This is a genomic window from Streptomyces sp. NPDC003635 (genome assembly GCF_053587635.1).
The window spans coordinates 1-2,477 of sequence record NZ_JBSFOK010000119.1 but is presented as its reverse complement, the minus strand read 5'-3'; the positions used below and the strand labels follow the sequence as shown (position 1 = coordinate 2,477).

Sequence of the window (2,477 nt, the reverse complement as noted above, 5' to 3'; positions counted from 1 at the left end):
TACACCCGCAACATGGTCACCGGCGCCTCCACCGCCGAACTCACGGTGATCCTGATCGACGCCCGCAACGGCGTGGTCGAGCAGACCCGCCGGCACGCCGCGCTGGCCGCGCTGCTGCGGGTGCCGCACGTGGTCCTCGCCGTCAACAAGATGGACCTCGTCGGCTACCAGGAGTCCGTGTTCGCCGCGATCGCCGAGGAGTTCACGGCGTACGCGACCGAGCTGGGCGTCCCGGAGGTCACCGCGATCCCGATCTCGGCGCTCGCCGGGGACAACGTGGTGGAGCCGTCCGCGAACATGGACTGGTACGGCGGCCCGACGGTGCTGGAGCACCTGGAGACCGTGCCCGTCACGCACGACCTGAGCCACTGCCACGCGCGGCTGCCCGTGCAGTACGTGATCCGTCCGCAGACCGCCGAGCACCCCGACTACCGCGGTTACGCGGGCCAGATCGCGGCGGGCTCGTTCCGGGTCGGCGAGGAGATCACCGTGCTGCCGTCCGGCCGGACGTCCCGGATCTCCGGGATCGACCTGCTGGGCGAGTCGGTCGACGTCGCGTGGACCACGCAGTCGGTGACCGTCCTGCTGGAGACCGACGTCGACATCTCCCGCGGCGACCTGATCGTGCCGACCAAGGACGCGCCGGCCACCACCCAGGACGTCGAGGCCACGGTCTGCCATGTCGCCGACCAGCCGCTCACCGTCGGCCACCGGGTGCTGCTCAAGCACGGCACCCGCACGGTCAAGGCGATCGTCAAGGACATCCCGTCCCGGCTCACGCTCGACGACCTGTCCCTGCACCCGCACCCCGGACAGCTGGTCGCGAACGACATCGGCCGGGTGAAGATCCGCACCGCCGAGCCCCTGCCGGTCGACTCCTACGCCGACTCGCGGCGCACGGGTTCGTTCATCCTGATCGACCCGAACGACGGTACGACCCTCACCGCCGGCATGGTCGGCGAGTCCTTCGCCTCCCCGGAGCCCGTCAAGGACGAGGCCGAGGACGACGGCTGGGACTTCTGACCATGAACTCCACCGGGTTCTACGAGTCGTTCGCCAAGGAGGGCGGCCGGGTCGGCAGCGGCGCCCTCGGCAGCGGCGAGGGCGGAGTGGGCCGATGTGCCGGCTGACCCCTCCCTCGTCCATCTGCCGTTCCCCCGGCCGCGCCTGAGCAGGGCGTGACGCCGGGCCACCGAGAGGAACACCTCCCGTGCCTGCCATCCCCGCCCTGCGCCGTACCCTCGCGGTACTGGCCGTGCTGCCCCTGATCGGGCTCGCGGCCGCCTGCGGTTACGGCTCCCAGGCCGTGGAGAACACCGAGCACGCGATACCGGGGGCCGCGAAGGTCGACGGCCTGGACTCGGTGCGCATCGGCTACTTCGGCAACCTCACCCACGCCACCGCGCTGGTGGGGCGGCACGAGGGGATCTTCCAGAAGGAACTCGGCGGTACGACGGCGAAGTACGCCGCCTTCAACGCCGGTCCGTCGGAGATCGAGGCGCTCAACTCGGGGTCCCTCGACATCGGGTGGATCGGGCCCTCGCCCGCCGTCAACGGCTACGTGAAGGCGGCCGGCAAGAACCTGCGGATCATCTCCGGGTCGGCCTCGGGCGGGGTGAAGCTGGTCGTCAACCCCGACAAGATCAAGTCCTTCGACGACGTCAAGGGCAAGAAGATCGCCACTCCCCAGCTGGGCAACACGCAGGACGTGGCCTTCCTCAACTGGATCGCCGAGCAGGGTTGGAAGGTCGACGCCCAGAGCGGCGAGGGCGACGTGTCCGTCGTCCGCTCCGACAACAAGGTCACGCCCGACCTCTACCAGTCCGGCTCGATCGACGGCGCCTGGGTGCCGGAGCCGACCGCGTCGAAGCTGGTCGCGGAGGGCGGGAAGGTGCTGCTGGACGAGGCCGACCTGTGGCCGGACAAGCAGTTCGTGATCACGAACGTGATCGTGCGGCAGGACTTCCTCAAGGAGCACCCGCAGGCCGTGGAGGCGGTGCTCAGGGCCTCCGTCGAGGCCAACCGGTGGATCGAGGCCAACCCCGGGAAAGCGAAGGCCGCGGCGAACGCGCAGTTGGCCACGGACACCGGCAAGGCCCTGCCCGCCGATGTGATCGACCAGGCCTGGCCGTCCATCCGGTTCACCGACGATCCGCTGGCCGCCACGCTCGACGCGCAGGCGAAGCACGCGGTCGAGGCGGGTCTGCTGGAGCGGCCCGATCTCCGGGGCATCTACGACCTCGCCCCGCTGAACAAGGTCCTCGAGGCCGAGGGCCTGGACGCGGTCGACGACGCCGGTCTCGGCATCAAGTAACGGACCCGATGAGTTCCCAGGAGGTGACGACCATGGCAACCGCCCTCGCCAAGGCCGCCGACACGGATACGTCCGTGGAGCACGCCGCGCGTATCGACCACGTGTCGAAGTCCTTCGCCGGCCCCGCGGGCCGGCAGCTCGTCCTCGACGACATCACCCTCGA

The 2,477-nt window shown here is 70.2% G+C and carries 2 protein-coding genes and 1 pseudogene; all 3 read left to right on the top strand.

Translation table 11 applies throughout. The annotated features are described in order from the left end of the window. A partial coding sequence (locus ACWDRW_RS40250) for a sulfate adenylyltransferase subunit 1 (protein WP_451733545.1) occupies window positions 1-1,023 on the top strand: 1,023 nt, incomplete at its 5' end. 187 nt (window positions 1,024-1,210) lie between these two features. Beyond that, complete coding sequence (locus ACWDRW_RS40245) at window positions 1,211-2,314, top strand: aliphatic sulfonate ABC transporter substrate-binding protein (protein WP_451733542.1); 1,104 nt, start codon at window positions 1,211-1,213, stop codon at window positions 2,312-2,314. 32 nt (window positions 2,315-2,346) lie between these two features. Continuing rightward, window positions 2,347-2,477 (top strand): annotated as a pseudogene (locus ACWDRW_RS40240) (ABC transporter ATP-binding protein); the annotation flags it as partial.